The sequence below is a fragment of the Sediminibacterium salmoneum NBRC 103935 genome (assembly GCF_000511175.1).
Classification (GTDB): domain Bacteria; phylum Bacteroidota; class Bacteroidia; order Chitinophagales; family Chitinophagaceae; genus Sediminibacterium; species Sediminibacterium salmoneum.
In genome coordinates, this window is sequence record NZ_KI866530.1 from 2220981 (window position 1) to 2243965 (window position 22985).

Annotated in this window: 23 protein-coding genes; 12 read left to right on the top strand and 11 right to left on the bottom strand. The window is 33.5% G+C overall.

The window, feature by feature from the left end; translation table 11 throughout:
• The first annotated feature begins 80 nt into the window (after positions 1–80).
• From P767_RS0110340 to P767_RS0110375, 7 genes are all read left to right on the top strand, one after another.
• Entirely contained in the window at positions 81–1037 is a 957-nt protein-coding gene (locus P767_RS0110340; protein ID WP_026764438.1) for a DUF4238 domain-containing protein, read from the top strand.
• 241 nt (positions 1038–1278) lie between these two features.
• A complete protein-coding gene (locus P767_RS0110345) occupies positions 1279–1881 on the top strand; it encodes a hypothetical protein (RefSeq protein WP_157611480.1) in 603 nt (200 codons plus the stop codon).
• A 260-nt stretch (positions 1882–2141) separates the two neighbouring features.
• On the top strand, positions 2142–2750 hold the full coding sequence (locus P767_RS0110350) for a hypothetical protein (RefSeq protein WP_157611482.1): 609 nt from the start codon (positions 2142–2144) through the stop codon (positions 2748–2750).
• 277 nt (positions 2751–3027) lie between these two features.
• Positions 3028–3615 (top strand): hypothetical protein, encoded by a 588-nt coding sequence (locus P767_RS0110360; protein WP_026764441.1) that lies wholly within the window; start codon positions 3028–3030, stop codon positions 3613–3615.
• Between the two features lie 282 nt (positions 3616–3897).
• The gene (locus tag P767_RS0110365) at positions 3898–4842 is read left to right on the top strand and encodes a tetratricopeptide repeat protein (RefSeq protein ID WP_026764442.1); all 945 of its coding nucleotides are present in this window, start codon (positions 3898–3900) and stop codon (positions 4840–4842) included.
• Between the two features lie 403 nt (positions 4843–5245).
• The gene (locus P767_RS0110370; RefSeq protein WP_157611484.1) at positions 5246–5737 is read left to right on the top strand and encodes a hypothetical protein; all 492 of its coding nucleotides are present in this window, start codon (positions 5246–5248) and stop codon (positions 5735–5737) included.
• A gap of 77 nt (positions 5738–5814) precedes the next feature.
• Complete coding sequence (locus P767_RS0110375) at positions 5815–6405, top strand: hypothetical protein (RefSeq protein WP_026764444.1); 591 nt, start codon at positions 5815–5817, stop codon at positions 6403–6405.
• A gap of 34 nt (positions 6406–6439) precedes the next feature.
• Here the strand turns inward: P767_RS0110375 and P767_RS0110380 are convergent, their stop codons facing one another.
• From P767_RS0110380 to P767_RS0110430, 8 genes are all read right to left on the bottom strand, one after another.
• Positions 6440–7111 carry a hypothetical protein gene (locus tag P767_RS0110380; protein WP_026764445.1) on the bottom strand — a complete coding sequence of 224 codons (672 nt, stop codon included), beginning with the start codon at positions 7109–7111 and terminating at the stop codon, positions 6440–6442.
• Between the two features lie 61 nt (positions 7112–7172).
• Positions 7173–7967 (bottom strand): DUF5131 family protein, encoded by a 795-nt coding sequence (locus P767_RS0110385; RefSeq protein WP_026764446.1) that lies wholly within the window; start codon positions 7965–7967, stop codon positions 7173–7175.
• 51 nt (positions 7968–8018) lie between these two features.
• Complete coding sequence (locus P767_RS0110390; protein ID WP_026764447.1) at positions 8019–8441, bottom strand: hypothetical protein; 423 nt, start codon at positions 8439–8441, stop codon at positions 8019–8021.
• A gap of 169 nt (positions 8442–8610) precedes the next feature.
• On the bottom strand, positions 8611–9963 hold the full coding sequence (locus P767_RS0110395) for a DUF3987 domain-containing protein (RefSeq protein WP_026764448.1): 1353 nt from the start codon (positions 9961–9963) through the stop codon (positions 8611–8613).
• 59 nt (positions 9964–10022) lie between these two features.
• Positions 10023–10328 carry a phage antirepressor KilAC domain-containing protein gene (locus tag P767_RS0110400; RefSeq protein WP_026764449.1) on the bottom strand — a complete coding sequence of 102 codons (306 nt, stop codon included), beginning with the start codon at positions 10326–10328 and terminating at the stop codon, positions 10023–10025.
• 9 nt (positions 10329–10337) lie between these two features.
• Positions 10338–10667: a helix-turn-helix domain-containing protein gene (locus P767_RS16750; RefSeq protein WP_051417292.1), complete on the bottom strand. Its 330-nt coding sequence runs from the start codon at positions 10665–10667 to the stop codon at positions 10338–10340.
• Positions 10668–11320: 653 nt separating this feature from the next.
• Complete coding sequence (locus tag P767_RS0110420) at positions 11321–12544, bottom strand: site-specific integrase (RefSeq protein WP_026764450.1); 1224 nt, start codon at positions 12542–12544, stop codon at positions 11321–11323.
• A gap of 297 nt (positions 12545–12841) precedes the next feature.
• Positions 12842–13204, bottom strand: a complete 363-nt coding sequence (locus tag P767_RS0110430; RefSeq protein WP_037351737.1) for a winged helix-turn-helix transcriptional regulator — start codon at positions 13202–13204, stop codon at positions 12842–12844.
• 80 nt (positions 13205–13284) lie between these two features.
• Here P767_RS0110430 and P767_RS0110435 point away from each other — a divergent pair, with 80 nt between their 5' ends.
• The 3 genes from P767_RS0110435 to P767_RS0110445 all read left to right on the top strand — a co-directional run bounded on the left by P767_RS0110435 (position 13285) and on the right by P767_RS0110445 (position 15835).
• A complete protein-coding gene (locus tag P767_RS0110435) occupies positions 13285–13800 on the top strand; it encodes a DinB family protein (RefSeq protein ID WP_026764452.1) in 516 nt (171 codons plus the stop codon).
• Between the two features lies 1 nt (position 13801).
• Complete coding sequence (locus P767_RS16755) at positions 13802–14563, top strand: LamG domain-containing protein (RefSeq protein ID WP_051417293.1); 762 nt, start codon at positions 13802–13804, stop codon at positions 14561–14563.
• A gap of 219 nt (positions 14564–14782) precedes the next feature.
• Entirely contained in the window at positions 14783–15835 is a 1053-nt protein-coding gene (locus tag P767_RS0110445) for a DUF4932 domain-containing protein (RefSeq protein WP_084799916.1), read from the top strand.
• Positions 15836–16036: 201 nt separating this feature from the next.
• On the opposite strand, the gene P767_RS0110450 is transcribed toward P767_RS0110445, so the two are convergent.
• Both P767_RS0110450 and P767_RS17695 read right to left on the bottom strand, forming a co-directional pair.
• Complete coding sequence (locus P767_RS0110450; protein WP_026764454.1) at positions 16037–16714, bottom strand: response regulator transcription factor; 678 nt, start codon at positions 16712–16714, stop codon at positions 16037–16039.
• Entirely contained in the window at positions 16711–18393 is a 1683-nt protein-coding gene (locus P767_RS17695) for a sensor histidine kinase (protein ID WP_084799917.1), read from the bottom strand. Before P767_RS17695 ends, P767_RS0110450 begins: the two co-directional genes overlap by 4 nt.
• A 109-nt stretch (positions 18394–18502) precedes the next feature.
• On the opposite strand from P767_RS17695, the gene P767_RS0110460 reads away from it, so the two are divergent.
• Entirely contained in the window at positions 18503–19282 is a 780-nt protein-coding gene (locus tag P767_RS0110460) for a GLPGLI family protein (RefSeq protein WP_026764455.1), read from the top strand.
• Between the two features lie 33 nt (positions 19283–19315).
• Here P767_RS0110460 and P767_RS0110465 read toward each other — a convergent pair whose 3' ends face one another.
• Entirely contained in the window at positions 19316–22078 is a 2763-nt protein-coding gene (locus P767_RS0110465) for an outer membrane beta-barrel protein (protein ID WP_026764456.1), read from the bottom strand.
• A gap of 320 nt (positions 22079–22398) precedes the next feature.
• Here P767_RS0110465 and P767_RS0110470 point away from each other — a divergent pair, with 320 nt between their 5' ends.
• Complete coding sequence (locus P767_RS0110470; RefSeq protein ID WP_026764457.1) at positions 22399–22974, top strand: hypothetical protein; 576 nt, start codon at positions 22399–22401, stop codon at positions 22972–22974.
• The last annotated feature ends 11 nt before the right edge of the window (positions 22975–22985 follow it).

Sequence of the window (22985 nt, forward strand, 5' to 3'; positions counted from 1 at the left end):
GTTCTCTATTGGGAGTAGGATATATTTAATTGTTAGCGGTCATGCTATTGAGCAGTCCGCCTTTCAACATAATTTTATAGATGACAGAGACAAGACGAATGCACTATGTTCCTAAAGTCTACTTGGAAAAGTTTGCTAAACAACGAGGTGATGAATTTTATATCTGTGCTTTAGAAAAGCAATCAGGAAAGATATTTTCTCCAAAAACTAAAAACATCTGCGTAGAAACGGATTTGTATTTGCTTGAAGGTGCTACAGAAAACGAAAGGCAAATGATTGAAAACCTTTACAATGAATTATTTGAAAAAGAGTACAATAAAATACATAAAATTCTTGTTGATGATAGCCGGGACTCAATAACAATGGAAGAACGGTACGAGATCATCAGTTTCGTCGTGTCAATGTTCTATCGAAATAATATTTGGAATGCTAGATATAATAAATTGATAGATGAAACATTAGAAAAGGCTTACCTTTTATCCAGAGCAAATGAAATAGATTCATTTTTTTTTGGCGAACAAGAAGTTTCAATAGTAGGCAAATCATTAGAAGACCTGCAAAAAGAAAATCGTACTAAGGACAGACAAATGATTGCACTGACTGCTGTTCAAAGAATATTCGAGTTGACACGCATGCGGGTTGTAAATGACGTGGTTACAATTGTAAAAACAGAAGACTTAATAGTGACAAGCGACAACCCAGTTTCATTTCGAGGAGAAAATCTTAGTGTTAGACCAATTTTAATTGATCCTAACAATACATTAACGCTTCCAATCGATGATTGCCATCTATTGCAACTAAGACCTTGGGGTGATAAACTTAATAATAATCTTACAATGCTTGGCAGAATGTCAGAATTTTCAATTGTATCCGGAGTTGTTGCAGAAACAAACAATCAATTCCAATATAATCAAGCAGAGCGATTCATATTAGGGACTGAGGAAGGGATTAAGGGTTTTCAACATGACCCAACCGGAGAGCTATTCAAGAAAAAAATGCAAGCTAAATTTGCGACAAGAATGACTAAGCCTCAATAGTAGTGGAGTATTAATGTGAGAAGCACGAACCTTTAACAAAAGGTTTGCCGCAAAGCTCGCGGACGGAATAACAATCATCAGTTTTACAACTATCAACTTATGTCGGGCTGAAAGAATTCTATTTTGGCCCTTAGTTGTTAACTTCATCATAAGAAATTTTAATCGGCTTCAGTTGCAGGGCTGACATAGCAACTATTCCAGCCCTGCGACAAGCCCCGAACTTAAGCCACAAACTTCTCATTTGGAAATCAAAAATGAAATATTAATTATTGAAGCTGCTGTTGGTTATATGCTCAAAGTAATAAAGTCGGGTAAAAGAATTTCAAAGTTTAAAACAGAATTTTCAGCTATAAGGCATGGAAACTATTTCGAGTTTATAAACCTTGTAAAAGGTCCTTTACCCTTCATGGTAACATATAGAAATGGTGCTGTTTATGTTGATGATAAGAACAATCAAGATGATTTTGATTTTGCAGGTCTTTTTAAAGCGGGCGCCTCATTAAAGATATTCTATGACAACTGCATAGACTTTTACGGTGAAATAATCGACTCTGATATTTCCGACTTGACTTATTGTAAGTTGGCTTACTTTGAAATTAGCTTGAGAATGCACTCAAATAATAAAAATTTAGTCGCCAAAGAGGCTACGCTTGAGAAAGTCATTGATGCAATTGTATTACAATATAGCTTATCCATGAATGAAAGTCAAACTCTACATTCTGGTAGGAAATTCTTAAATATGGTAAAGCATTACAAAAGTCAATTTAAAACATGGGCAGATGGTACCGAAGCATTAAAAAATGCATTGTACTTAATTGTTAAAAAAAATCTCACTATAAAATAACCGTATGCGACTAACAACTGGCTTTACGCCAGTTGGGGGTTCAGTAGTGGCCAATTAGCTTTGTTGGAATTAATCAACTTCAGTAATTTGGCTTTAACTAATCGCGTCAGTAGTGGCCAAGCCAGCAGCAGGAACTTTCCTTCCCCAACCTGCGTAAAGCCACGGCCGTTGTGTGCAATCCTAAAGCGTCACATTTCAATTTTTAGAAATAATTCTTTGTAAATTATTCAGTAATCAAAGTGACACAAGAAACAAATAACATGAGACAGAAGTTTAAATATTACTTGCTGTCGTTTATAACGTTTCTCATTTCTTTTATCGGTTTCATCGGTTTGAAATTAGCTATAGTTGCAGTTGCCATGGGCATAGCCCTGTTGACAGAAAAATATATTGGAAAGGCTGGTTTGACTATAGGTTATTTCATTGGACTATTTGTCGGCGGTATTCTGCTGATAGGGCTTAAAGGACTTTATCCCTATTTAGAAAAATTAGACGATTATTCAAATAAATACAAACATTATCCTTACACAGAAAAATATGGTAAAGACTATTCTCATCCGACGCCAGAAGACTTTGCAATAACTCAAGCTGAATTTAAAGAGTACAATAGTAGATTTCAATTTGGTTTTATAAAGTTGATTTTTACTTACGGACTTTTGATAGCAGTTTGCATCTACGTAATTCGGCAAGACATTAAAGGAAGCTATGGAATTCTTTTAATGGGAGGAACAGGAATGGTTGCCATACTTTTAAGCTATCTTTTTGACCGTTGGAATAAAATTATTTCTCAAAAACATCGCTATTACGAAAAGATAAATAAGTTTCAACAATCGTTAAATATCTATTTCAGAATTAAGGACGAAAATTAAAATCGGTAGAACAAAAATTACAAGAAGAAGGTCATGCACACAACATATGGCTTGGCAAAAGTTGGGTTTTGGAATATGGCCCATCAGTTTCACGATTTATGACCTAGCTTCATTAATTTGGCTGCAACTAATCGGGATTGTAGTGGCCAAGCGAGCTGTAGGAATAATTTTTCCCAAACTGCGTTAAGCCCCAGACGTTGTATGCCAGCTTAACAACACCCTCACAAATATCAAAATAGTCATGACAAAAAATATTATATAACATAAATTATTATTAATGAGTCAGAACCAAAATGAAGTCGAAGAAATAATAAAAGAAATTGAAACAAATATTCTCAAACAAGACATCCCCTACAAATTATCTAAGCTAACAAATATGCCTTATCCGACTTATGATGATTTTTTAGTGGATTACCGAGACAAAAAAGTTACAATTGAACTGAAAAAATATAAGAGCGACATTATGGAGCAATTCGGAACAAAAGCGGACAATAAAGTGCATTCAATTGCTTTCGTTGGATTATTAATAGTAGCCATTATTAATATTATTTTAGCTTTTATCTATAAAGAATTTATATTTCTTTGGGGAGTACTAGCTGTTATATTAGGCATGCTTTCGACATCACCAAGTAATCCATACGGAAGGAAGATGAGTGGTTTATGTGGAATTGCTTTTATTCTATCTTTCTTTTACTTGACGTGGGAATGGAGAATAATTATTGGTTCTATGGCTATATCTCAGATTTTATCAATGACAGCTCGTGACCAATTAAAAAAAGTACTAATTGACAGGTCATTAGCTTCCGAGGCAATATTTTGTTATTTATTTCGGTACAAAATAATCTATATTTTCAAGAAGCATTGAGTGCTGACAAAAGCCGTCATATAACAATTGGTTTGCTGCTATGCTGGCGGACGTAGTAACAATCAGCTGCAAGTCGCTATCATCTTCAGTTCTGGCTCGACGTTCAATTTTCAGCTTTAGTTCATAACTTCAACTTCAGTTTTTCAAATTGGCTGCGGTGAAGGGCTGGACGAGCAATGAATTCCAGCACAGCAGCAAGCCGTCAACGTTTCATGCAATTTTGCGCGACAGAATATAAGCGAACAATAGTGCTTTAGTTGAACAACTTCAAACGACAGAAAAATGACAATACTTTACATCATTGGAGGTTTAATAATCACTGGACTTTTGATGAATTTCATGAAGACGAAAAGGGAAAGCAATTCTCCTTACCTGAAAATCAAGAAAAAACTTGATGAAGAGTTACTCCAAGCAAACTTTTCGGGTGATTGGAAAAGAAGGCAAGAAATAAATCTTCAACTACTTTGGCTTAAGACAATAAATGAAGTTGAAAGCAGAGATATGTTTGGTCGTAAAAAAGATGAAATTGAGACATCATTACTTGCTACACTTTCACTTGATGATATAAAGTTCCCTTTAAGATGGAAGTTGGACGACTTGTATTGCTATCCATTTTCTCAAGAAATAATTTCTGCTTATGGAAAAGTTTTATCGGAGAATGACTATAACGGCATGTTCAAGCCGGATAGTATTCTTCCTGTTCCGAAAAATTACATTAGAAAGGCAATCTTATTTACTTTTGATTATTTCAACTTGAAAGAGCCGATGTACTCAGTTCCAGACAAAGATAAACGAGCAGATAACTTGAATGGCGTCAGTGTTTTTCTTGATATGTCTTTTATTGATACTGGTAATATTGACTTGCCTAGGTCAGGAACTGAAAACTACAAAGTTGGTAATGCAATTAAAGAAAAACTACCAGAACATAATGAATTGGAAGACCTTAATCTTGTTGACTGGCGGACAGAAACAGATTGGATAGTTCTTGGTGTTAACTATGCTGACAAGGAACAATATAACTACGCTTTTGCTTGTTATGATCAAGTAAAAAAAATCAACCCTGATAACAAGGATTTAAAGAAAGTTGTTTCTATGACTTATTTATACAAAGGCGAACAGCATTATGAAAAGGGGGAAAATGAACTCGCATTTGAAAACATTAGAAAGGCGGCTGATTTGAAGAATGAAGAAGCCATAAAGTGGTTAGAAGAACATTCAAAAAAATAAGTGGATGAAATTACTATAAGACATAAAAACTACAGCCAACATCCGTTTTGCAAAATTATAGGTTCAATGCTCCGAAATCCTTACGAATGTAAAGCCGAAGGTTATTGGAAAAAACTTTATGACAAAGCGATCTTAACCTTAACATAATTTCTTTTTTGGATGAAGAAAGAAGCCCTCATTCAAAAATTGTAAAAATCAATAACAACAAATCACAAAATTACATCCCATATTGTTTCTAATTAAATGGTGAGGAAATTATTATCTCCCCATAGCCATTTGTGGCAAACTCATATTGAAATACGGATAAGAAAAACTTGAGTATATCTATTTTGAACATTTTAAAGCAAGTAAGATGAAATTCATTTGTATAATTCTATTTTCTTTTTTTGAATTAACTACACTATTGGGTCAAAGAAACAATGCCGAACTTTCTTTTATAGCAACTTGTATGATACAATTTCAAAATTATTATAATTCAAAGAAAAGTTTGGAATACAGCATGGATGTTACTAATTGGAAAGGAACTAAAGAACAGTATAATCAACAACTTAATAATAGTTATAATAGTGTTTTATTGACAATAGAAAACATAGAAAAAGAACTAACTATGCTGAAGGAAGTTGATGTAGAGCTAAATTATAAAAATATTTATTTATCTTTTTTTAGAGAAACCAAAGCTAATTACATAAAGTATTATCCCCCACTAATTGCACACATGAAATATTATGGAACACCGCAAATGAAATCTCAAGAATTTTATTTGAATTTCCTTGAATTTACTAATAAAGACCGTTCAATCCTAGAGAAATATGGCGAAAGACTAACCACTGATAGGTTTTTTAAAAAACATGGTATAACCCCAGCAATGCTCAAAGCATTTATGAAAAAAGAATAGATTTCTAAATTTTTATTAATTCCTATAAAATTGATAAAAATCACTGTTTTCTTTTTAAAAGCGACAATGTGAAAATTATGGCATTTAATGAAACTGTTTTAGCTGGCGTAATTGGAGGGCTAATAACAAGTATAGCAATTCCATTAACCAGTTACTTTGGCTTGCGATTATTAAATTGTTGCTTTGTTGATATAAAAGTCGAAGAACGAAATGAGACCATCGGTTATACTGTTTTTAATATTAGAGTTCGCAATCGCTCCTTAGCTACTTTAAAAAAAGTAACTGCAAGGGTTTCAATTGATAATTACAATAACGATATTATTAAAGAAAGCAGAATTGAGATTTTTTGTATAGATGCAAAAGTTGCGGGAGGAATGTTGTCTTGGTCAAAAAGTATAGAGGGTAAAAATTCTCCATTAATCGATATTAATCAGGGAGAAGAGCAGGATTTGAATTTTATTAGATACCATAAAAAAGATCCTCAAAACGCAATTGAAATTGCATCTGAACAGGGCTTCTTTGATGAAAATAATAAAACAAAATCAAGAACTCTTTTATCATCAACAAAAAATTATAATTTTAATTTACTTATTACTGGAGATAATTTTTGGCCTAAAAAATTAAAATTGACCTTCATCCATGACACTAAACAACTTGATAACCAGTAGCTGTTGTTCTTTACTACTGATTATTTATGTGGTATTAGTAAACGTAACGGCTTAAATTTTTGAAAATCGATTTTCTGTCTTGCCAAGTATTCACTATTCCATTGTTTTTCAGATAGAATAAAATGGATTTTATCTTATTTATGTACGCTTTCAGCAACCACACATATAGTCTATCTGTATAGGATAAATTGTCCTTACAGTATTTTAACTTACTCACCCGAATTAGTTTGGGTATTTGCGTAAATTCTACAGGCTCTCTTGAATCAATATAATAATATTGGCCATTTTCATTTGTTTCTACTTCAAAGCAATCATACCAATTAATGAGGAGTCTATAATTTTTCATTCCTTCCAGCCCACCTTCTCTACTATACCTAATTAAAAAGTTAGGAGAATCAAATGCTGAAGAAATCAATGAAAATTTAATATCAGGAAATTGTTCTGCAACTTTTTCTGCCCAATAATATGGAGGGACATTTTTACTATTAAACTCAGCCCTTAATATCATTTGATCACCATATCTTGAAAGGTCGTAATTACACTCTTCACCATCATCCCAAGAATGACACGCAGCAGAATCTGCCTCCCATATATCACTCTTTAATTCAAACTTGTTGTTACTTTGATTTACTACTTTTCTAAGCAAGCTGCGCATATCTTCATGGCTTGCTTTGATTTCTAATTCATTATATAAGTGTGTTGACATATATTTATTTTTTTATTTAAAATGAGGGCAGAATAGATTTCTAGACTGCCCTGTTTATTCTTTAAGAGATACCTGTCAAAATAGAATCTGCAAATTCTCTAATTTTTATATGACCTAATTTTGTTGGCCATTCATTAATTTCCCCAGCATGTCTATCTTTTAGTTTTAGCTGCTTTGCTTGATAAGTGCCAAGTTGTTTTACAAATACTTTTACATGCGGTGCTTCTGCTTTTAAATCTTCAATGATTTTTTCAATCCACTCGATTTCACATTTACGGTATCTATAATCTCCAAAATCATTACCCGATTCACCACCTATGATTACCCAGTCAATGGCATCTATTGGTCTAGACCCTTCTATCTTAGTTAATATATTGATTGGGCCAATCAATGGTTCAATTGAAAGGAACTTTCTTGAAGCTGGAATTAATGATAATTCATGAGCTCGGTAGAAATAATCTTGGTTTTCTACACTTACACCTAGAATTACCTGATCCCATCCTTCACCCCAATTCTTTGGTAAACGATCCATTACTAATTCTGGTCGCTTTGTAAGAATTTGCCATTCATGTTGTGGGGTTGATTCAATTACCTTCCATGCATCATTGCGCCATTCATCTGCTTCTACAAGAAAGAAGTCTGAAAGGCTGTTTGTAAAAACTCGTTTTGGTTCTTTCCATTTTAAAGCCTGATAAAAAGTAGTATCACTACTTCTAGTTATTTTCTTAGGATCAATTCCATGATAACTTTGATTCCTATACATATAACAGTATTTACAACCTGGGCTAACCTTTTGACATCCACGCCAAAAGTTAACCGTATTGTCCGTCCATTGTATCGTTGATTTTTCTGCCATAATTTATAATTTAACCGGAGCAGAGCTAATATTTAGGTGCTCCGGATGTTTTTAATATGTTGCTGCTATTTCCTTAGTTTCCTCAAATTCAGTTTCCTCTTCAGTACAAATGAAAGATTGTTTAATTTCTCCATTTTCCAGAAATACTCTGCGGTAATCAGGAAGGTGGTATTCTAAATCATAGTCTAACACAAATACTAAGTTTTTAAAATTCTTAGATAACTTTTTTGCCAACCCTAGACCATCACCATCAATTGTTAAAAAGTTGACTACAGATGTACTTTCATACCAAGTATCTGAAACCAAACAGCAATCAATTAATTCATTTGCTTTTTGGTGTTTTGCTATTTGGTTCATATCGGGTATAAAAACTCCTTCATCATCCTTTTTCCCTGATGATAAAAACCTCCTAATTAGTGTTACATTTCTTTTAGACCCTCTTATTTCTAGTCTATTGTGCTTATAATCTGACATTATTATTTTACTTTATTATGTTTTTTAATTGTATTATTTCCTTCACTTCTGTATTCCTTTGGCATTGTTAACGTAAGTGTACCGTTTACTTCTTTTAATCTATATCTCACCGCCCATTTGCAGCCACATTTTCACTAAACCCATTCATTCCATTTCATTTTAGTTCTATTTATAATAATCCGCCTTCTGACACATCCGCCACTTGCTTTTTTTCATATTCACCTTTTTTAATCGAGGTTAACTTACCTGATAATTTTAGCCTGTATAATATTCGTTCCATTGTCCTTTTTGACAGATCAAGTGTTTTAAAAAGAGGAGCTAGCTCTTTTGGCTTGAATTTACTAGGCAACATATTATACACCTCTTCTACTCGATCACTTGCATCATCTGTTTCACCAGGAAGATCCTTGAACAGTTCAATGCAGCTTTCGTAAGACTGTTCAACCATCCAATTTGCTATTTTAAAATCCTCATCGCTACATACAATGACTGCAGTAGATAGGTTACTTTCAAAATATCTTAATGCAGAGAATATGGAAGCAATCCTTACAGTCATATTACCATGACGTTTAGCAATACTTGTTGCATTCTCCCCCCCTTCATGATTGCTATGCTCTAGACGTACAGCACCTGTTTTGTTCAAAAGGTTCCATTGTTCTTTTGTAAACTTTACTTCTACATTCCTGTCTTTGAAGAAGTCATAAATTTTATAGTAATCTGCAGCCTGCCCTTCAAATAGCCTATTAAGGGGTACACAGCTATCACATGGTTGAACGTCCTTCCATACTAAGGAGGCTGTGCCAGATATCATCATAAATCTTGATAGCAGCCCATCTTGGTTTGAATGAAACAGTTTAGGCACCTGAGAAGGGGTCCCAGTAAGTACAATAGCCATTTTGGGGTTCATTACTTCTAGATGCTCACCGTTGCTTTTACGCATTTGGCTGATTTGCTCATGATGGAAAACTTTTCGAAATATCATTGAATTATCACCACCAAACTTATTACCCATCATATTGGTTAGCGCATCGGTTTCAGTTTCAAAGAGTAAAGCCATCATTTCTCCATTATTTTCTGCTAGCTGCTCAGTAAGCTTTGATGAGGTAGTATTGGCTGGTATAAGTAGTAATTTTAAGCGTGGCTTTTCTGGCGGGTGTGTCGCATTTCCACTTTTCTTGTTCTTTTCATACTCCCTTACATCCATTTTGTACTGTTTCATTAGCATATTGTTGTTCACTCTTAGCTCCTCGTTGATCTTATTCAAAACAAGTGGAAGCAGTGCTAGTTTCCCTTTTCCTGCAGCAGGTGGAAAGGATACCATCAGCATTAATGCGGGGTGGTTCACTTTACCATCATAATTAGTCCATACATTAGGCATTAAAGCACCAGTTATTACAGATATAGCATACAGAGCCATGTACTTCTCTTGTGGAGTTTCCATTAGGTTGATTGTACTTCTTATTAAAGGCGGTGTATTGTTTATCGCCATAAGCAGATTGTATTCATTTTGTTGATTATCCATTGAAAATTGATTTGTTGAATTAGGGAGGACAATATCATCCCCCCTCTAATTCATGTGATTTAATTCATTTGATTGCAGGGTTTACAGACTGGAAAGTACCTCTCGAATACTCTTTCTAGACCTGCCAAACCTTTAATTGTCACTCTGCTTACAGGTACACCTCTTTGCTGGTTTCCTAAATGGATGTCTTTGAATGTATACACAAACCAGCCTCTACTAATTTGATACTGGGATGGTTCATTGTTCTTCAATAAATAGCCGTACTTACGTAGCCATTCAAATAATTTGTGTTCCCCTTCAGGAAACCTAGTCATTTTAGCCACTTCTGCTATTGAGAAAGTGATTGGTAAATTTTCTTTTATCATTTAGTTCATTTATTTATTAATTACTTTTTTAAGCGATCTGGTATTATTTGCCATTTCACGTATTGCTTCACTTTCAACCTCATAAATTGATTTTTGCCTACCAGACTCTATATAGTCAATCAAATCTTGTTTCTTAAAATATACCTTACCACCCGTAGGCTTATAGACAGGTATAATCCGTTTAGCGGACATTTTTTGTAATTTGGAAATACTTACCGATAAAAATCTTGCAGCTTCACACATGCCCAAGTATTCAATAATTGGGTCATTGATTCTTCCGGTATCAAGTTTATATGTTTTGTCTTCCTCTATAAGGAATGAGTGTTCCATGTTTTTCATAAAATTCAAATTGCCATTAATACACTATGCTGCAATTCATGATAGACACATTGCCTATCTGGTTTTATCCACTATCGCTTATCCTGCTTTTTGAAATATACCTAATAACCCATATAGGTTTATAGACAGGTATAATCCGTTTAGCAGATAACTTATATAATTTGGAAACACTTACCGGTAAGAAATTTTGCAGCTTTTCAAATGCCCTAATTTTCTATAATAAGGTCATTGATTCTTCCGGTACTATTAGCACGTATGTATTTTGACTCCCTTTTTAAGGGAGCGGGCATCCATTTCTCTCATAAATTTAATTGAGAAATGAACAGCGAGGAATTTCGTTCTGTCCCACCAATTACATCTATTTGAATAGAATAGGTGGAGTTCCGTTTTTTTGAAAACGTCTGGGAAACAGGTGCCCAATCGAACAAGAATTGTATTTAACTCATAGCCACTTCAACAGTATTCTATATAAACACCTATGTGCTTATATTTTGTATCATCCCAGGGTGGTAAGCCCGATTTTGGTACCTTATCATAAATTTCCTGTAAAATTAAGTACTTATTCTCCCGAAAAAAACAAAATTTTATTTCTGCAAAAAATATGAATGAATGTGCAATGAAATGCAACGACTATGGCCTGGTGATCAGTTTAACTAGGAGAAATCCGTTAGCATAACTGAAAACTCATTTTTCACTAAATCCCCAAAGTCACCCAAATAATTATCAGTTACGGCTACTGATGAATGACCGAGGCTATCCTTTATGTATTGGGTTGATGCCCCTTTACGCATAAGGCGGGTAGCAAATGAATGACGAGCAACATAAGTTCCAATTTTCGTTTCAATCTTCAAATCCAGGCGTATTTGTTCCATTCCTTGATTAACCAGTTTTATGAACTTTTGTGTTCGATTCTTTATTGTTACCGGAGACAAGTCTGTTTCCAGTATGGGAAATAGGTAAATATTGCTTTTATTGTTACACCTCCAACGATTAATAATCGATAAAGCTCTTTCATGAAGTGGGACTTTTATTGGACGCAAATCACGTTTCTTTGTCCGAATGGTTTTTTGTCTGTTAAAGTATAAAAAGGTCTTTTCAAGATTTACCTTTTTTAAATGCAAAATATCTGTCATGTTCATCCCGTTGCTCAAATAGCTTAAAACCCAGAAGTCGTATGCTTTCTGCTGGGTATCTGTATTAGGTAAATATTTTAGCAATCTTTCAAGCTGTTCGTCGTTCAATGCCTTTTTAACATTTCTTGACGAAGGGATCTCAAACTTTTTGAATGGGTACTGTTCCTGCTTAACTATCCCCTCTGATATTGCTCTATTGAAAATTGACCTCAATTGTCTTAAATATATGCCTACAGTGGACGGAGACTTCCCTTGTTTTTGCATGAAATCCTCGTACTTAATCAAGAATTCAGGGGTGATATCAGTGAAAAGCAATTTAGGCTGAAACTGTAAAAGGGAGTTTTTGGTAGTATTGTATGAACTCCTTGTGCCAATCCTACCCTGGCTGGCAAGCTCATTTATATACTTATCGAAAGCCTTTTCAACAGATTGATTGGTATTTACTGGTGCCTGATAAAAGAAGTTAGATTCAAAGTCCTCAAAAGTGAATGGCTTTAATTTTTCAATAATCTTATTGGCATAAGCTAAAATACCGTGCAATTCCAGCTTAATCCGTTTTAAGTTTTCATCTTTCAAATTCAATCCGTTTATTCTGTTCCACTCCTCTTCCGATAATGAAATTTCAGTACTGTACCGCTTCTTGTTTGGACGCTGATAGATAGTAAGCTTGATTGGAAATTTTGAATCTGAATTGGCTCTGCGCTTATCTAAAAAAAAGGTTGCCGTTGCTTTATATTTATCCATGTTACTTAGTCTGTTAATTTAAAATTTGCACCACGATTTGCACCACAAATATACCTACAATAAGAAACTGATTGCAACTATGAGGAATGTTTATTTTTACACATAATTGATTTACAATGATTTATGAAACGATTTGCAATAGTCTGCAACGAAGTGAAATTCTTAATTTTCTGACTGTTAATCAGAGGGTCTCAGGTTCAAGTCCTGAAGGGGGAGCCAAACTAGACAAGCCATCAGAAATGATGGCTTTTTCTTTGTACATCAATGATTTAGGTGTGCTGCATCTTTTTTAAAAAATCAAGCAAACTCCTTAATTATCTTCTTAGCGGTATTCGTATTCCCCCACGATGCTAATTCGTGTAGAATAGGTAGTAATGTTTTGCCTGCCGTTGTAAGTGAGTATTCAACCCTTGGAGGCATTTCAGTGTATTCAACCCTTTTAATTAACCCAAAATTCTCCATTTCTTTTAGTTCACTCGAGAGCACTTTGTTAGAAATTGAGGGGATAATCTGATTTAATTTACCAAAACGTATTTGCTTGTCCCCAATACAGTTTAGTATAATGGGTTTCCATTTCCCACCAATAATGCTCATTGCTCTTGTTACGGGACAATTTAATGGGTTGTCAATAAATCTTGAATTAAAATTTGTGGTTACCATAAGGTTACTGGTTTTTACTTATTTGGTTACAAATATAAACTATGTAAGTTAGTTTTGTATTGAACAAAATAATAAACGCGATGAAAAATATTTTAACACTGTTAACAACAATTTTAATTATGGGGAATTTACAAGCACAGACATCAAGTGAAACACTTGTTAAAGAGTGGCAAAGAGCGAAGGCTTATACAAAAGAGTATTTAGATGCAATGCCAGAAAATGGTTATTCATTGAAGCCAACAAAAGAAATGCGTACGTTTTCTGGTCAGGTTTTACACTTGAGTGATGCAATTTATGGGTTTGTTGCTTCTGCAACTGACGAGAAACCAACAGCGTCAGATTTGGAAAAATCAAACGACACAAATAAGGCATCTGTTACAGCAAAAGTATTAGCAGCCTATGATTTTGCTATAAATGCAATTGAAAAATATCCTAATTCAAAACTTGCAGAACATATTAAGTTATTCGGTCAGTTTGATATGAGTAGAGAACAAGCAATAAATAAATGCTTTGAACATCAAACACATCATCGTGGTCAAACAACAGTTTATTTAAGATTAGCAGGTGCAACACCACCAGCTGAAAAGTTATTCTAATATGAAAAATAGTAAACAGATTATATCATTAGTAATTATCCAATTACTAATAACATCAACAAACTTTGCGCAAACTAAATTAAGGTTCGGTAAACAAGAATTTGAATTACATAATGTAACAGGTTCAGTTATTAAATTTCAAGGAGAAAATGTCCTTAAAATCGAGAGAGACTTGCATTCATTACCTTTTGATGCTAATAGATTAGAAGCAACTGTGGATGAAAAGCATTATGCAAAATTAGTTGGAATAGATGATTTTGAAAACGGGATTATTGAGGTTAAAATGTATAGTCAAATCCAAGACCCATCACCTTATCCTCCAGCTGCAGGTTTTATTGGTTTGTATTATAGAATTGCTCCAAATGATTCAGCATTTGAGTCAATTTATCTACGACCAAAAGTTGGTAGAGCAACCAGTCAAATATTTAGAAACCACGCTGTTCAATATTTCTCATATCCTAATTTTAAATTTGAAACATTAAGAAAGAATTATCCTCCAGGTTCTTATGAAGGTTCTGCACCCGTTGCTTTGAAAGAATGGATAACAATGAGAATTGAAGTTAATGGCGAAACTGCGGAGATGTTTATAAATAATATGAAGTATTCTTCTTTTATCGTTGATAAAATGTTGGGTAATGTTAAAAAAGGTGGAGTTGGCCTTTATGTTGATATTGCAACCATAGGTTACTTTAAGGATTTGAAAGTAATAAAAAGAGCATACAAAGCTCCCAAGAAGAAAGAAGAAAAACAAGATGGGATTTAACCTCATGCAATTTCACAAGATGTTCAACTCTTTAATTTTCATATAATTATAGCCTTAATCATCGAATCATAGCTGCTTCTTTCGTCATTAAGGGGAGCGGAAAAAATGAAAAAGGGTTATACTTTGATAGTATGACCCTTTTTCATTTTTAACAACATCCTAAAGTAACATAAAAGTTCCCTATACGTTATATAATATGTAAATAATCAAATTAAGGCTATGTCAAAAATACTTTTAACTCTGCTTTACATATTAGTGTTACAATCTAATAATTTTGCTCAAACAACCAAACTCAATATAAAAATTGATGACAAAATTGAAACCATATACTCAATTGCATTTTTAAATAATTACTTTTTAATTGGTCCACACGACAATGTATACAAGAGGTCGCTAAAAAAAGATTTTAACGAACTAAAAAATCATAGGGCTGTTCAATTATTTGATTCATTAGTTAATAGTTCTGATTTTGTAGGGAATAAAATAGTAGAATGGATTATGCAATTTGACTCTTTCCCGGAATTAAGTCAGGTTAAGTCTACGATAGAGTCTACAAAATTCTCCGAAAATGACAGCTTGCTTTATGAATTTAAAAGAGAAATGATAAAGTTTTATTACGATTCAACTTTTCAAAAATTTCTAACAAAAGTCTCGGTTGTTAATGACAAGGTAATTAATCAAGTAAATAAGTCAAATACAATAAACAAACTCCCCTTCTATCTAGAAGAGTATTATGGAAAGAGATTAGATTCTTATAATTTAATACTTTCTCCATTCCTTCACACCGGCGGCTTCAATGTTGAAATGATTTCATTAAATAAGAAAAAGGAAATATTCTCAATAATTGGGCCCAATGGTGAGATTGATTTTGTTCCTTATTTTGATAAAGATTATATGGAAACAGATATGGTTTTGCACGAATTTGGACATTCATTTGTAAATCCAATAACAGACAAATACATCAAAGAAATTGAAACGATAAAGGATAGGTACTATACTAAAGAACTTAGGGAAACTGGAAATAAAAATGGATATGATGAATGGCGCTATGTTTTTAATGAAATAGTATTGAGAGCTACTACTATTAAAATAACAGAACAATATTTTGGGAAATCCAAATCTGAAGACAATTTAAAAGAAGAAATTTCAAATGGATTTGGTATGGTAAATGCAGTGGTTGGGATTTTAGGTTATTATGAAAAAAATAGAGAAAAATATCAAACTTTTGATACATTTTTTCCTGTGCTGATTGAGGAGTTGAAAAAGAACTAATGCGGCAACTGCCATTCAAATACTTTTAAAAAGTGATTTTTGTGTTTACCTTCATAAATATAAAATAGTTAGAAAGGGATATTAAATTGAATTTCTTTTCCTCCATCAGGCATGAGAGTTCTATTGACTACTTTTTGTCTACTCAATTCATATTTGGGTAATAACTTATAAACACGATTATTTAAAAAATCTGTTACTATCCTATACGACAAACCGATAGCCTACCCCTTTGATGGTAATAATCTCTATTTTGGAATCATCTTTTAAATAGCCTCTTAATTTAGTGATATACACATCAAGATTTCGGCTATTGAAAAATGAATCGTTTTTCCAAATATGATTTAATAATTCTCTTCGGTTTATAATGTCTTCTTTATTAAGATAAAGGAATTTCAGCAACTCTGCTTCACGATATGATAGTTTCTTTTGCCTGCCATCTATCTCCAATACTTGTCTTTGTTGTTGAAAACGATAGCGGCCAATATACAGTTCATCATTACCATTTACAACCGGCTTCTTAACTTTAAGCAAATTTTCCATACGTACGATAAGTTCCTCCATGCTAAAAGGTTTACGGATATAATCATTTCCTCCTAGTGTAAACCCATTAACTACATCTTCAGTTTGCGTTTTGGCTGTCAGGAAAATAATGGGAACATGCTGATTAATGTTGCGTATCTCTTTTGCAAGTTCAAATCCACTTTTATTAGGAAGCATGATGTCTAATACACAGATGTCGGGGTCATATTTTTTAAATGCATCTATAACGCATGCTCCGTCATATTCCATAAATACTTCAAAGCATCTGCTTTCAAGTGTTTCTTTTACGATTTTTCCTAGAAACAGTTCATCCTCTACATATAAAATTTTTGCACTCATACTATTGGTAATTTGATCGTAAAAACACTTCCTTTATTAGATCCTTCAGATACGTTGATTGTCCCATTATGTAGTTTGATGATCTGAGCTACATAGCTTAACCCCAAACCATAACCCTTTACGTTATGTCTGTCCATATTTGGAACGCGGAAGAATGGTTGAAATATTTTATCCTTATACTCTTTTGGAATACCTATACCATTATCTTGAATAGATAAAACAATATTATTATTTTCTTTGTAAAGCTTTATGTTTAATTCAGGATTGTCATTACTATATTTTAGAGCATTATCTAAGAGGTTATAAATTACACTTTCTATATGAAGTTGATCGCCAGTTGTCATAAAATAATCGTTTACTTTCTTAATACTGACGAGAGTTCCGCTATGTTCAAATTGAAGTTTTAATGTTTGAAGTACATTCTTTAGAATTTGATGTAGATCTATGGTCGATAGTTCTAATTTTATGGATTCTTTTTCAAGCATAGATCTTTTGAGAACATTATCTACAAGAAGTTCCAATCTGTTTAATTCTGATATCGAAATATCAAGATATTCTTTGGTTTTTTTAGGGTCATCTATGGCGTTAAAATTTTGTAATGCTTCCAGTGCTACATGAACCGTAGCTATTGGCGTTTTAAGTTCATGTGTAATATTACTGATGAATTCATTTTTGATATCTGACAGTCTTTTTTGCCTGCGCAGCGTATGGTAAATGAAAGCAAATGCAGTAGTGAGAATTAATGTCATCAGTATAGATCCAAATATCTGTCCACTCATTTGTTTGATTATAAAATCTTGTACATCCGGAAATAGAATCTGATAGCTGAATGTTTTTTGAATACCCGATAACTGTGGGGATGAGATAAATCCCTTTAGCGTATCTCGCGTGAGGTCGATATTGGGTAATTCGATTCGATTCCATCTTTTCCGAACAACCTGATAGTTTATTTTTTGTTGATTAGGGGAAAGTGATTTATAGAAATATCGTCTTATATCTGTAAGAGGGATAGAGTCGTTTAATGTTTTATTATTGGAGATTACCTGTATTATCGGAAACTTAGCCTTATAATCCTGTTGGTATTTTAAGGTCTTTGGGGGAAATATTTTCGTTTTTGTTAAGAGACTATCTTCTTGAATTGGAATTCCAATTAAATAAGGCTCATTAACTTGATTTTTTTTGAGCAGTGAAATATTCAGGCCTTGAGTCCTTATTTCTTTTAATTTTTTAATGGAATCAGTTTCGCTGTTGTCACTGGATTTAAGAATTATGGATTCATAAAATTCTGGTGGAAGCGGTTGATTTTTTGAATTGACAATGCTTATGGACCTAATATTTTCTGGTTTTATATCATTTAGCTTTTTTGTGGAAGAAGTATCTGTAAAATTTAATCCATCCACATTCAGCAATATTTTACTTTCTGCTTGTTTTTTCGTGATTTTCTTTTTTTCAGCCTCAAAGTATAACGTGTCCAATACGTGACTGAATAAAGAACTGTCTTTTAAAAAGCGAACACGTTGTAATTCATGGAAGCTCGTCCTGAATTGTGCATTCATTCCTTTTTTAAAATTGTCAAATTCATGATCATAGAGCTTGAACAACCAGTAGGTCTGTCCTAGGGCTACCAACAAAATGGTAAAGATCATCAGCAACAGCGATAAAAGAATTCTTTTCACCATTTAAAGGTACATCAGCCATTATACTGAATCAACTTCTTAACATTAATTAACCTTATTTCAACTGCAGCTAACAAGGGTATAGGATAGATTTGTTTCAAAAATATATTTTATGAAATTATCGTTATTCACCATCGGACTAATATTAAGTTCGAGTTTGTTAGCTCAAAAAAACCAAGGTGTAGTTATTTATGAACGTAAGCAGAATATGCACCGAAGCGTTATTGAAGAGATGCGTGCTATGATACCAGAATTCAGGTCGAGCAAGCATATGCTACTTTTCACGGAACAGCAGTCGCTGTATAAAATAATGCCTAAGGATGAAGCTCCCGATCCTTTTAATAATAGAAATGGAATGGCAATCAATCTGGGAGGTGGAACCTCTGAAACTTATCTTAATTTCGGAGAAAATAAAAAACTAACTGCAACGGATTTGTTTGGCAATGCCTATTTAATTCAGGATACCATAAGAAAATATGATTGGAAGTTGACGGATGAAACGAAAACAATCGCAGGTTATATATGCAAAAAAGCAACAACTAATTACAAAGCGTTTCGTTCTGGAGCACGAATTATGAATCCACTTAGTAATGTTAGTCCAGAACCTCCAAAACAGGAAGATATGGTGGTAATTGCTTGGTATGCGCTTGAGCTCAGTTCACCTGCAGGACCAGAAAATTATTCTGGCCTTCCAGGGGTTATTATGGAGCTAGACTTCGATAATGGGGCAACTGTATTTTTGGCAGAGGAATATCGTAAATTAGATAATACAAATCAGCTAAAAGAACCTAAAAAAGGACGTAAGGTTACACAAGATGAGTATGTAAACGAAACAAAAAAAGTTATTGAAAACATGCGCAATGGCCCTATTCAAATTAAAAGTGGAAATTAATAAAGTAAAGCAAAGGACGAAGGTCCTTTGCTTTTAATTAGCTGTAAATACTACTCCACTCGTATTTTTACCACTTTTGTTGAGGATATACAAAAAAGATACCATGAAATACCTTCTTAATACATTATATCTGGTGTCCTCAACAAATTGCTGATTGGCAACTCTGCTTACGCCCACATTTTGATTCAGTAAATCAAGAGCTGTTAATTTTATTTCGCCTCGATTGTTTTTCAAAAAGCTTTTTGAAAGAGATGCTGTCCAATATGGAATTTTAGTATTAAATCCGGAAGCTCTTCCGCTATTGATCGTGTACGTTAAATTATTTTTCAAGAGAATGTTAAACGGTAAATAATTAGTCATTTCAAAATTGTATGATTGTTGAAGGAAACGATTATTTAATGAAGGCTGAAGAGAGTAGGATGCTTTGGTAATATTCCATCTTGCAGAAGCATAGATTAGTAATTTGTTTTCAAGTGTGAAATTCCAAGTCAAGCTTGGACTTATGGATTGATTAATGAGTTTGTTTTTAAGGCCATTAATGAATGTAAATGTTTCATTATGGTTTATGCCTAAACCTATGGATATATTTGATTTTAATTGACGGATCCCTAATCCTGCGTTGATATTTGCAAATGCAGTAATCAGACCATCTACATTAACAGGCGATGTAATTCTTCGTCCATTCGCATCAATAACATCCGATTGTACAATCGCATTATTTGTTTTATTTATTGATGTCATCAGGAATATATTTCTGGCTCTCGGCAAATTGATATTCGAAAAGTTAGCGTTTATTGACTGTATGTACGATCGCTTAAGTTCTGGATTTCCTTTATAGATATTCAGGGGATCCGAGATGTCCGCTACAGGCTGTAATTGATATGCAGATGGCATTTGCGTATTGGTTGTGTATGTGATCAACATACTTGTTTTTGCATTTAGGGTATAGCGAAGGTTAGCTGTTGGCAGAATATCGGTAAAGGATTGGCCGATCCTATTGCCGTATGTTATATTTTCACTGTGTAGGATGGATCTCTGTAAGGTTACACCGATACCTGCATTTATTTTCTTAAAGTTAGATCTAAATCTAAGTGTACCACCAGATGCATTTTGTTTTATGTTAAAGACATTTGATAGTGCGTTATTCGGGATATCAAATTTTCCGGATTGATTATTATAATCCATAGTCTGCCTGTCGCTGCCTCCATTGGTAGTATTATAAAAGCCAGTTAGTTCAATCAATGTTCTTTTGCCTACTTGTTCAGTGAAGGTTAATGAGCTGTTGAATTGATAAGATTGAACTGATGATGTATTCATTTGACTAAACAAAGAATCACGTGATGGAATACCCAAAGTATAGAATTGATTTTCCGTTAGTAGTTTGCCAGTTGATCTGTCATCGTTATATCCAAAAATAATATTCGAAGACAACGTTCTTCCCCTTTTTCTAAAGCGTTTTCTAAGCAGGACATTATTGTTAAACACAGCTCTGTTAATATTTATATTGTTTTCTGTGTATCCGTTATTTAAAGGCAGATTATCTGCCGAGTACGTTTTAAATGTATTTAGCGATTGGTTAGCTTCTTGTTGAAAGGATAGTTGAGGAATGATACGAACTGAATGAAAACTGTCGAACTTATGGTCAATTGTAGCATTGAAACGTTGTTGCTTTGTTGATCTTTCATTTTGTGAATTCGCTTCATAGATAAAGTTATTTCCGGGAAATAAATTGTTTCTGAGTGTAGTTTTATCCGTCTGTAATTGAATGTCGCTTATTTGCAGGCTTGCATTCAGATCAGTTTTTTTATTCCAACTTTCATTTATGTTCAATCCGCCTGCATAGGTATTGGCGATACCCTGTTGTTGGAATCCCATATCTGCAACTGGTAGCCCAAAATCACCAGCATTTATAATTCCTGATTTCAGCATTGACTGATTAAAACTGAGTATATCTGAAAGCGCAAATCCTTGTTTGTTGACATTGTTTGCCATACCTATGAATGAGCGCTGTTTATCTGTGTTGAACTGGTTTATGGTGGCTTGTGCATCAATTCGTTCATTAGTTCCACTTGCTACAGAAGCCCTTCCAAAAACAGCTTTGAGTTTATCTTTTTTCAAAACAAGATTGACTGTTGATTCGGTTTGTCCATCATCCATACCAGTGAATTGAGCCTTGTCTGACTTTCGTTCGTAGACTTGTACTTTATCTATCCAATCTGCATTGAGGTTTTGAGTAGCCATTTTAGGATTTCCCGAGAAGAATTCTTTTCCATTCACCATTACTTTTCGTTGAACCTTACCGTTGAAGCGAATTGTTCCATCACTATCTACAGTGAAGCCTGGCATACGTTTGAGCATATCTTCAACTACAGAATTTGGAGGTGTTTTAAAATTTTCAGTATTGAACTGGATGGTATCTTTATTAAATTCAACCGGAGGACGTTTTGCTGTTACGACTATGCTATCCATTGAAGATCTTTCCCGAAGGAAAATCGTATCTAAAGCGAGCGATTGATTTTTCTGAATAATGACATCTTTCCAAAAGGGAATATATCCAGTATAAGAAATGGATAGCGATAGATTTCCGGAAGTGAATATTGGAATGGTGAATCGTCCGGTGGTATCGCTGATGGTTACAAAAAGGATACTAGAATCTTTATTATTGACTAATGAAACTGTAGAATAAGCTAAAGGTGTTTTGTTTAGTTGGGTAAAGATTTTACCAGATATTGTTTGTTTTTGTGCGTTTACTGTAAAAGAGGTGATTAGTGATAAGAGTAGTGCAATTTTCCACATATTTAAATGTTTGGGCCAAAGCTAACTTGATGCTTATGTAGATACGGTTAAGAAAGATGGGAATTAGGTTAATAATGGTTAATCGGTTGTAGTTATTTTATTAACTTATTATAGCTTTTTAAAATCTGGAACGTATTTGATTCAATAACTTACTGGGGTATTTAAAAAATACTTCTTTTAAGGGCGCATAGAGTTCAACTCTTCAAACTCTTAATTATCACTAAAATTATGATGAGACTTTAGTTGTATCTCTCGTCGAAAAGGGGAGCAATATCAAAGTAAAAGGCTTATACTTGTAAGGCGTAACCCTTTTTTATTTTATGAAAAAGTATTTAGCCTTCCTTTTGTTTTTTCTCTCGCTAAACTTAATTGGACAATCTGTTCAAAAAAAGAATTGGGTGTATTCTAAAATTGATTACACCGCTTCAAACAAAAAGAAAATAACTATTACAAATAGTTTACCTAAGGGAGGTGGAGTCGTTAATTATAAAGGAAAAGAATACAATTATTTCATTTTTTGGACCAATGTAAGTAATGACTCACCATCTCCTCTGGATTTAAAAATAAAATTTCCAACAAGCATCCCCTTTGAATCAAAAGAGTCTCACGCAAAAGTTATCATGCCTCAGTCTACGATGACCATTGACAAAATAGAAGAATTTGATTATGGTCTTAAGAATATACCATCTCTTTTAAACTATGAGTTAGGTGAGTTAAAGTATTTGAATTTTAGAATTTCTCCATTTAAAAATCATTTACTTTATAGCGTAGTTTTCATCCATAAATCAAAATGGCCTGTCAGGGCAGAATACATATTAAAGGACAAAAAGTTATTTTACAAGATTACAGCTGGTACAGATATGGTAATGGTTCCTTGTGGAGAAATCATTTTTTAATTTATCAAGTT

Coding starts and splice junctions, on each gene's coding strand:
- P767_RS0110420 (WP_026764450.1), bottom strand. CDS start 12,544: ATGGATAAATATAAAGCAACGGCAACCTTTTTTTTAGATAAGCGCAGA.
- P767_RS0110400 (WP_026764449.1), bottom strand. CDS start 10,328: ATGATAAAAGAAAATTTACCAATCACTTTCTCAATAGCAGAAGTGGCT.
- P767_RS0110465 (WP_026764456.1), bottom strand. CDS start 22,078: ATGTGGAAAATTGCACTACTCTTATCACTAATCACCTCTTTTACAGTA.
- P767_RS17695 (WP_084799917.1), bottom strand. CDS start 18,393: ATGGTGAAAAGAATTCTTTTATCGCTGTTGCTGATGATCTTTACCATT.
- P767_RS0110385 (WP_026764446.1), bottom strand. CDS start 7,967: ATGGCAGAAAAATCAACGATACAATGGACGGACAATACGGTTAACTTT.
- P767_RS0110445 (WP_084799916.1), top strand. CDS start 14,783: ATGTCAAAAATACTTTTAACTCTGCTTTACATATTAGTGTTACAATCT.
- P767_RS0110470 (WP_026764457.1), top strand. CDS start 22,399: ATGAAAAAGTATTTAGCCTTCCTTTTGTTTTTTCTCTCGCTAAACTTA.
- P767_RS16750 (WP_051417292.1), bottom strand. CDS start 10,667: ATGAAAAACATGGAACACTCATTCCTTATAGAGGAAGACAAAACATAT.
- P767_RS0110390 (WP_026764447.1), bottom strand. CDS start 8,441: ATGTCAGATTATAAGCACAATAGACTAGAAATAAGAGGGTCTAAAAGA.
- P767_RS0110375 (WP_026764444.1), top strand. CDS start 5,815: ATGGCATTTAATGAAACTGTTTTAGCTGGCGTAATTGGAGGGCTAATA.
- P767_RS0110435 (WP_026764452.1), top strand. CDS start 13,285: ATGAAAAATATTTTAACACTGTTAACAACAATTTTAATTATGGGGAAT.
- P767_RS0110340 (WP_026764438.1), top strand. CDS start 81: ATGACAGAGACAAGACGAATGCACTATGTTCCTAAAGTCTACTTGGAA.
- P767_RS0110365 (WP_026764442.1), top strand. CDS start 3,898: ATGACAATACTTTACATCATTGGAGGTTTAATAATCACTGGACTTTTG.
- P767_RS0110430 (WP_037351737.1), bottom strand. CDS start 13,204: ATGGTAACCACAAATTTTAATTCAAGATTTATTGACAACCCATTAAAT.
- P767_RS0110380 (WP_026764445.1), bottom strand. CDS start 7,111: ATGTCAACACACTTATATAATGAATTAGAAATCAAAGCAAGCCATGAA.
- P767_RS0110450 (WP_026764454.1), bottom strand. CDS start 16,714: ATGAGTGCAAAAATTTTATATGTAGAGGATGAACTGTTTCTAGGAAAA.
- P767_RS16755 (WP_051417293.1), top strand. CDS start 13,802: ATGAAAAATAGTAAACAGATTATATCATTAGTAATTATCCAATTACTA.
- P767_RS0110360 (WP_026764441.1), top strand. CDS start 3,028: ATGAGTCAGAACCAAAATGAAGTCGAAGAAATAATAAAAGAAATTGAA.
- P767_RS0110350 (WP_157611482.1), top strand. CDS start 2,142: ATGAGACAGAAGTTTAAATATTACTTGCTGTCGTTTATAACGTTTCTC.
- P767_RS0110395 (WP_026764448.1), bottom strand. CDS start 9,963: ATGGATAATCAACAAAATGAATACAATCTGCTTATGGCGATAAACAAT.
- P767_RS0110460 (WP_026764455.1), top strand. CDS start 18,503: ATGAAATTATCGTTATTCACCATCGGACTAATATTAAGTTCGAGTTTG.